This is a genomic window from Streptomyces sp. NPDC001070 (genome assembly GCF_053598835.1).
Map to the genome: position 1 here is coordinate 217,063 of NZ_JBSFLB010000011.1, position 8,472 is coordinate 225,534.

The following is an 8,472-nucleotide window of genomic DNA, read 5'->3' on the forward strand; positions in this document are numbered from 1 at the left end:
CGACGACGAAGGGCCGGGCGGGGAACGATGTCCCGCCCGGCCCTTCGCGTGCGGCGGCTACTTCTTGTTGAAGTTGTTCGCCACCTGGGTGTCGAAGTCCTCGGCGCCCTTGGCGATCGAGGTGAACGCCTCGCCGAAGTTCTCCAGGCCGTGGATGGCCTGGGTCAGGCTGCCGGTGAACTGCTGGTAGGCGTCACGGATGGCCGGGCTGGCCTGGGGCAGCACCAGCTCGTCGTTGAGCATGTTCTCGACCTGGCCCTTGAGGCCCTCGAGGCGGGCCATCCACTCGCTGCAGGTGGACGCGTGCGCCGAGGCCCGCTGCCGGACGTCCTCGGGAACGATGTGAATCGCAGGCATTGCATCGCCTTTCTGTACTGATGACTGGCCTGGGGGTGGTGTCCCCGATCAGGCGATCTTCGGGTTGGTGCCGCCGTGGGTACCCGGGTTCTGCGGATGGGTGTCCGGGTTGTTGGGGTTCTTCGGGTTGTTCGGGTCCTCGCCCGGCTTGTTGCCGCCGGACCACGTCCACTCCGGCGTCTTGCCGTCGGAGCCCTTGGGGCCGCGGGTGTACTCGGTGTGGCCGCCGTCGCTGTTGGTGACGGTCATGGTGCCGCTGCCGTCGCCGTTGATGTTCGCCACCGTGTGGGCGGTGCTGCCGTCGGGATACGTGGTGTCCGTCGTGTAGCTCGGGCCGTTGTACGTGGTGGTGGAGGTGTACTTCTTGCCGTCGTACTCGACGGTGGTCACCTCCTTGGTGACGTTGCCGTCCTTGTCGACCTCCACGTGCGAGTCGATGTGACCGCGGTTGGTGTCCAGGTGGAAGTTGGGCGGCGTGTCACCGGGGTCCGTGGCGGAGCAGAAGTCCGGCAGCTCGCCCGGCCCCTCGCACTCCTTCAGGTGCTGCTGCTTGTACTCCCACTGGGCCTTCTGCTGCTTCCAGTTCTGCACGTGCAGGTTGGCGCTCATCACACCGATCTGGGCGCCCAGCTCGGAGTCGAACTCCCGGAAGGCCTCGCCCACGGAGCCGAAGGCCGCGGCGAGCTCCTTGATGCCCTTGTCCGCGCGCCCCATCGTGCTGGTGGCGTTGGTGTGGAAGGTGGACATCGCGGTGGCCACGCCCTCATGGCCGAGGACCGCCTGCGCCTCGCCGTAGCCCGAGCTCAGCCGGCCGAAGATGCCCTTCTTGATGAGCGGGTCGATCTCGCCCGCCAGGGCTTCCAGGCGCTGCTTGGCGTCGTTGAGGACGTCGTAGTCGATTTTGATCTCGGGCACGGGGGACCTCCGGACGGCCCTTGGAGAATCCGGTCACCTCGACCACGCACCACGCCCCCCGCCGGTTCACCGCCGCGCGCAGGTTTGACGCACGTCACATGAACCACTCGCGTGCCCCGCGCGTGGTCCACGTGGAGAGCTCTGCCGTGCTCCTCCGCTCCGAACTGGGAGGGATCCCCCGCATGCCTCGCCCGAGCGACTGGAACGTGGTCGGTCTCCACGGGGACCCGACGCCCGGAGACCCGGTCCAGATCCGTCAGCTGGTCACCGACCTGGCCACAATCGGTTCGCAGGCGAGGTTCATCGCGACGGCCATCGACCAGGTGATGAACACCGCGGACAGCAGTGTCTTCGCCGGGAAGACCGCGGACGCCCTGCGCGGCAAGATCGACGACCGGCTGCGCAACCACATCAACGACGTGGCCGACTCCTTCGAGGAGGTCTCCCGCACCCTGGGCGACTGGGCGAACTGGGTCGAGGAGGCCCAGGGCAAGGCCGACGGCGCCCTGTCGGCCGCCCGCGGCCTGCCGAAGGACGACCCGCAGATCGAGGTGCACCGGCAGACCGCCGAGAGCGCGGGTGCGGAACTCAGTGAGCACGGCAACACCGTCGCCGGCGTGATCAACAAAGCCTCCGACATCCGGCTGCCGATCTCGGAGTGCCAGGTCTTCTGGGAGATGTTCCAGATCCTGGCGATCATCCTCATCGTCCCGGCGCTGATCTTCGGCGGTCCGGTAGCCCTGCTCGCCTTCGGCGTCAACATGACGCTGTTCGTGAAGGCGGCCATCGACTTCGCCCGCGGTGACATCGGCTTCCTCGACCTGTTCCTCGCCGGGCTCGGCATCATCGCCCCCACCACCAAGGCGCTGCCGATCTTCAGCATCGGCAAGCTCATCAAGAGCGGTGTCACCGCCGGCATCCAGTGGGGCCGCGGCAGCATCCTGTCCCTGCGGGACATCATCAGCGGGTTCCGGTTCGCCACCGTCTTCACCGGCCTCCGCGACGTCGCGCGGATCAGCCTGACCTGGGTGCGCCAGGGCGGCCTGTGGGTCATGCAGAACTTCCACAACCTGCCCGCGCTCGCCGGCTCGGTGTTCGTCAAGAACGGGCTCGTCGTCGTCCAGGGCGTCCGCTCCATCCCCGTCGTGGTCCGCGGCTGGACGACGGCGGTAAGGGCCGGCGCCCCCGGGGCGTGGCAGAACTTCCGGCTCTTCGCCCAGGAGACCTGGAGCAGCCAGATGGGCGGCGCCAAGTGGACGCGCCTGATCCTCCCCGTGACGCACACCGACATCGCGGAGTACGGGCTCAAGGGCGCACTGCGCATGGGCTTCTGGGACCGCGGCGTCATGGGCCGTGGCGTGTGGGACCTGCCGGTGGGCGGCACGGCGGCGCACACCGCGAGCGCCGTGCCGATCGGCCCGCACGGCGCGACCCCGCACTTCGACGTCGCGCACGCCAACATCAACATGGCCCGGATGGATCTGTCCGACGTACGCCTCGGCAACTTCGGCGACGCGCACACGTCCATCCGCCCGGCCTCCTTCTCCGTGGCGCCGATCGACACCGTCGACCTGTCCGGGCTGCGGGTCGGCACGATGAACCCGGTCTCGGTGCACGGGGCGACCTCCGTGGTCGACGGCTCGACGGCGGGCTTCCGGGCCGTCCGGCACATGGACGACGTGGTCGACATCGCCGGTACGCAGCTGAACCGGATGAAGATCGACGCCTTCGACGTGACGCCCGGTCAGATGAGCGGGGGACTCGGCGTGAGCGCGGCGGCCCCGGGCGGCCACGTGACGCACTCCTCGGGCCTGTACGTGCCCGGGTCCGCGGGCGCCCCGGCCGTGCAGGAGGGCGTCGACATCACCGCCCTGGCCGCCAAGGGCAACGGGAGCCTGCTCTCCCAGGGCCCGATCGGCCTGCTGACGGCACCGCACGGGGGCACCGGCGCGCTGCACACCGCCCTCACCGGGGTGCCCGCGCCCGCTCCTGGCACCACGGCGCTCCACGACCTGCTCGCCGCCCCCGGTACCCCGGGCGCGGGCTCGGGCGCCGCGCACACCGCGCTGACCGACGTCCAGGCCCCGCCGAGCGGGGCCGGGGCCCACGACCTCCTGGCGGCGCCCGGCGGAACGGGCGGCGCACACGGCCCGCTCAACGGTGCCCCCGGGCACCAGAACGGCGCCGGCGCCGGAGGCTCGGCGTTCGACCTGCTGGCGGCAGGCCCCAAGGCCACGCCGAGCAACCCGGTGCCCACGCACATAGGGTCCGCCCTCGGCGACAACGTCGCCGATGCCGCACGCGCCCACCAGGCCCACCTGACCCTCGACGAGATCGTGCGCCCCGCCGGCAGCGGCCGTCCCGGCTCCGTGGTCACCGACACCGCGCCCGGTTCCGCCGCCCACGGCGCACCCGCTCCCGGCCTGCCCAAGGGCGGCGTGCACGGAACGCCCCCCAAGGACACGGCCCGCTCCGCACTCGACCTCCTCGACGACGGCCGGGGCGTCCGTCCCGTCGACGGCCCGGCCTTCGCCGGCGCGCCCGGGACCGGAGCCGGGGCCGGGGCCGGGAAGACCGTGGACGTCGACGCGGGCCACGCGTTCGCCGGCGCACCCGCGCGGAACACCGACGACGCGGTCGTCACCCCGGCCACGCACGACAAGGTGGCCGTCACCGGCGACGGGCACGTCGCGGTGCCGCTGCGCCAGGACCCCGCGCCGGTGTCGCCCGCGGCGTCGGGCGGCGGGCGCGTGCACTCGCACCAGACGGAACTGCTCCACGAGGTCAACCTGAAGCTGGGCAAGATGGGCGCGGACGCGGTGACCGTGGAGACCGTCACCGCCGCCCGCCAGGTGCTGGAGGACCTGCGCGGCGCCGCCTTCACCAAGGTCGACGTCCGGGCGCAGGCCGACCAGTTGGCCGTGCACCTCGCGGGCCCGGAACGCGGGAAACTCCCCGGCGGCGTCAGGGACGCGGACCTCGCCGACGACGCGCCCGTCACCCCGGGGCCGGGCGGGCACCATGCGCCGCCCGTCCCGCCGAGGCCTCCGCGGCCGGAGAGCGGCCTGCTCGACGGGCTCGACGACGTGGTCCTGGACGACACCGGCGCACCGATGCGCTCGCACCTCGACATGGACGACGACTCGCTGCCGGGGTCCCCGGTCAGCGAGCACGGGACCGAGGACCTCGACGGCTTCTCCGAGTTCGTGGACCTGATCCGCCCGCTGCGGCAGCACGTGGAACGGGCCTTCGACAACCCCGCGGCGGACATCGAGGTGGCCCTCGTGGCCAGCCCCGGAGGCCGGACCTGGCGCGAGTTCTCCGACGACGTGGGCCACGCCATGGTGTCCGTCATGCTGCCGGGTGAGCGCAAGCCGCTCACGATCGGCTTCTACCCCGAGGACGGACACCTCTTCGGCAACCCGGGTGCCATCGTCAACGACGCCGAATACCTCCTCTCCGGGCACGTCCGCGTACTGGGCACGTACCGGATCACCGCGGCGCAGCTGTTCGACGCGTACCGGTACGCGATGGCCAACTCCGGTGCCGTGTACGACCTGTTCCGCTACAACTGCGTGCGGTTCGCCGAGGGCTTCGTCTCGGCCGCGCTCGGGAAGTCCGTGGCGGACCTGTGGGTGGCGGCCCCGTACCGCCTGGTAGACACGATGCTGCACCGCGACGGCGCCTGGCACTGGGCGGACGGCACGTCGCCCGTGGCCAAGCTGACCGCCGACGACACGATCCGGTACCAGAACGCCTTCGGCGAGGTGGAGGACTGGCGGATCCACGACCAGGGCCGGTTCCAGGCCGCCACCGACCAGGCGAAGACCTTCGTGCTCTTCGACCACCAGCGTCCCCTGATCGACGGCAATCTCGCGACGGCTCCGCAGAAGGAACGTCTTCTCATCCTCGACCAGTTCGAGAAGATGATCACCCACACCATCCTCACCTCGGGTGACGACGCCGGACGCCAGTTGTCGCGCCAGCTCGGCGAGACGTACGGCACGCTCCGTCCGGGGCTGTCCGATCTGCCGGGCCCCTCGGTGACCGTGTCCGTCAGCGGCGACTCCCTCCCGGGGATCGGGCGGGGCTCCGTGGACAGCGTGCCGGAGCCGGAGCCGGTGCCGAGTCCCGGCGGGTCGGCCGCGGAGGACTCCGCCGGACACCTGCCGCAGTCCCCGGTGGAGTCCCCGGTGCAGTACGCGCCCGATGTGCAGCACATGTTCGGCGAGATCGACGACATGCTGCACGAGATGGGCCTGTTCCGGACGTCGCTGGACGACCTGCCGTCCGGGCCTCCGTCGCCCGTGCACCCGGGGACCGGCGAGGGCGACGTCCACGTCGCCCCCGGTGGGGAGCCGCATGCCCCGTCCGTGGACAAGGGCAAGGGCAAGGCGCCGGCCGACACCTCCGGCTCCACCGGCACCTGGTCGGGCCCCGACGGCGTGCGCGGGGACTTCGGGGACGACCTGTCGGAGATCGACGCTGCGGCGGCCATCACCGACGCCCGCCGCGAGGTGATCAACGCCCGGACGGCCCTCGACGACCTGCAGACCCGCTACGTGGATGGCGTCGGCACCTCGGCCGAGGCCGACGGCGTCCGCTACCTCGAGTCGTGGCAGCAGGTCAGGCAGGCCGACGCCGCGCTGGCCCAGGCGGAGGCCCACTGGAACGACCTGACCGGCGGAGCTCCGCTCCCCGAGGTGCAGTCCTACGCCGGCCACGGTCTCGGCGGCGGCGCGCCGCGCCTGCCGGAAGGGCTGCGTTCGCTGCTGCACCTCAAGGGCAGGGGCGACGCGGTGTCGGTGCCCCCGGCTCCCGAGGGAGTCCTGCAGTCCGTGGACCACGTCCCGTCGGCGACCCACGTCGTCACCCCGCTGGAGGGCGGCAAGTTCAGCCACGCCCTGGTGCCCAGCGGCCAGGACCTGACGGTGGCCCACTGGCTGAGCGAACCGCAGTCGGCCCACGGCTGGCCCAAGGGCCAGGGCAAGGAGGCCTACGAGGGCGACCTCAAGGCCCACCAGGACATCCTGTCCAAGGGCCTGGCCGGCGCGGAGCACGACGACGCGCTGAAGTCGGTGCTGCTGCAGCAGCAGAAGTCGTTCGACGAGAACGTGCGGCTGTTCCACGCCCTCGAGGGCCGTACGGAGCTTCGGAACCTGCGCATGCCGCAGCTCTCCGCGATCGTCATGGCCGAACGGCGCGCGCTGCGCACGCTGGCGGCGGACACGGACCTGCTGGCCACCAAGTTGCGCGGCGGCAAGTGGACGTGGGCGAAGAAGTACCCGCTCGACGGAGCGCAGGCCGACGACCTCATCGCGAAGGTCCACAGGCACCTGCAGGAAGACCTCTCACTCACGGTGAACCTCAAGCTCGGTGACATGACACCGGGCGGAGGGAGGCTGCTGGACGCACTGACCTCGGACGGGCAGCTGCTGCGCAACGCGTGGGAGACCAACAACGCCAACGCGGGGTACTACGTCACACGCGGCAAGACGGAGGAGACGCTCGGACTGCCGGCGTCCGTGAAGCGGACGACGGAGGCGTCCGGGATCTACCCGGGTCCGCAGGGCGTGCCGTTCGCCCCGACAGCCGGCGACCTCGCGGACCTGCCGAACTACGCGGCCCTCACGTCCAAGTACCGGCCGGGCGGCGCGAGGATGTACGGGCGGGCGGTCTTCCACCTGAATCCCGACGTGATGCAGCGCGCCACGTTCACGCCGGCGGACAGCTTCATCGAGGGCCTGGAGGGGGCCCGGAGCGTCACCGGCCGCGGAAACATGCTCCCGCTGCTCAACCACGGCCCCGAGCCCCTGGTCCGGCTCGCCTTCGCCGAGGCGACCGACTTCCAGTACGACAGCGCCTTCCGCGGCTTCCGGGACGCCGGGACGCTCGAGAACAAACTGGGCAGGTACTTCGAGGCCCAGATCCACGGCGGCGTGAAGTGGGGCGACCTCAACCGCGTCGTGCTCGTGGACGACGGGTTCGATCCGGCGCTGCAGGCGCAGAAGCTGCAGCTCGAGCGGTTCGCCCAGGCCAACGGGCACTCCTTCACCGTCGAGATCCACGACGCTCGACTGGGCGCGGGCCGCGCCCCCGGCGTGCACCCGGCTCCGCCGGGATCCGGCGGAGCCCACTCGGGTGGCCCCGGGCCGTCGCCCTCCGGGTCCGGCGGTGGCCACGTCCCGGGCCCCGGTCCCTCGCCGGCGCACGCACCGGCACCGTCTTCGGCACCCGGTGAGGGCGCTGCCGGAGGGGCCGTCGACGGCGTGCACGACAGCTACGACGACCTCGTCTTCACCGCCTCGCTCCTCGACCGCGACGGCGTGCCCCGCGACGGCCTCTTCACGGGTACGGCCGCGCGCATCGAACGGTCCGGCGACGCCTCGTTCGTCTCCCCGGCGGCACCGTCCGCCTCGGGGGGCTCCGCGAAGCTGACCGATGACGAGATCCTGGACGTCGTCATCGGCACGGGTGGGCGCAACGGCGGCGAGGAACGCCGTACGCTCGGCGGTTTCGAGTTCGGCGCGGGCACCCGCAACAACAACGGCAAGAACCTCGTTTCCCGGCCGATCGTGGTCACGGTCAAGGACGGAGGGACGGAAGCGCAGGTGGCCGTCCACCTGAACGTGATGCTGAGCTCGGGCCACGAGGCCGACGTGACGGTCGCGGGGAAGAAGGTCGCGAACACGACGGAAGTCACGATCACGGGGAGCAAGTTCCACCTCACCGCGCGGCCGCACACCGACCAGAGCCTGATCGACCTGCACGGTGCCTCCAGCGACACCGCGTCGAAGTCCATCCACGTGGGGCCGAGCAACGCCCTGTCGTCCGGCTGGAACAGCAGGCCGGGGAACACCAGGAACCTCGCGCAGGCCCTCGGCGTCTCGGAACAGAAGCTCATCGAGGCGCTCGACAACCGGTTCCCGCCGGGCGAACTGCTGGACACGCTCCACCGGTTCCAGGACGACGTGCGGCACGCCGTCGTCCACGGCTCCGGCGCGGAGGACGTGCGGGTTCACTTCCAGGGCGACAAGTCGTTCCCCGTCCGAGGTGACTCCGGGGGTGTGTCGGCGCCCGCCGTCCCGGTGCCCGCCGGTGTGATGGGTGACGTCCTGCACGGTGCGGGTCCGGGTGCCGGGCGGGTGGATCTGACGCTGGACGCGGGTTGGGATGCGGCGCGTGGTGCGGCGGCGCCGA

General features: G+C 71.5%; 2 protein-coding genes and 1 pseudogene. 1 reads left to right on the forward strand and 2 read right to left on the reverse strand.

Annotation, left to right across the window (positions count from 1 at the left end; all coding sequences use genetic code 11):
• Window positions 1-57 precede the first annotated feature (57 nt).
• Entirely contained in the window at window positions 58-357 is a 300-nt protein-coding gene (locus ACWDAS_RS16350; protein WP_450390632.1) for a hypothetical protein, read from the reverse strand.
• A gap of 48 nt (window positions 358-405) precedes the next feature.
• A complete protein-coding gene (locus ACWDAS_RS16355) occupies window positions 406-1,272 on the reverse strand; it encodes a hypothetical protein (RefSeq protein ID WP_450390635.1) in 867 nt (288 codons plus the stop codon).
• 182 nt (window positions 1,273-1,454) lie between these two features.
• On the opposite strand from ACWDAS_RS16355, the pseudogene ACWDAS_RS16360 reads away from it, so the two are divergent.
• Window positions 1,455-8,472, forward strand: a pseudogene (locus tag ACWDAS_RS16360) (hypothetical protein); the annotation flags it as partial.

Coding starts and splice junctions, on each gene's coding strand:
- ACWDAS_RS16350 (WP_450390632.1), bottom strand. CDS start 357: ATGCCTGCGATTCACATCGTTCCCGAGGACGTCCGGCAGCGGGCCTCG.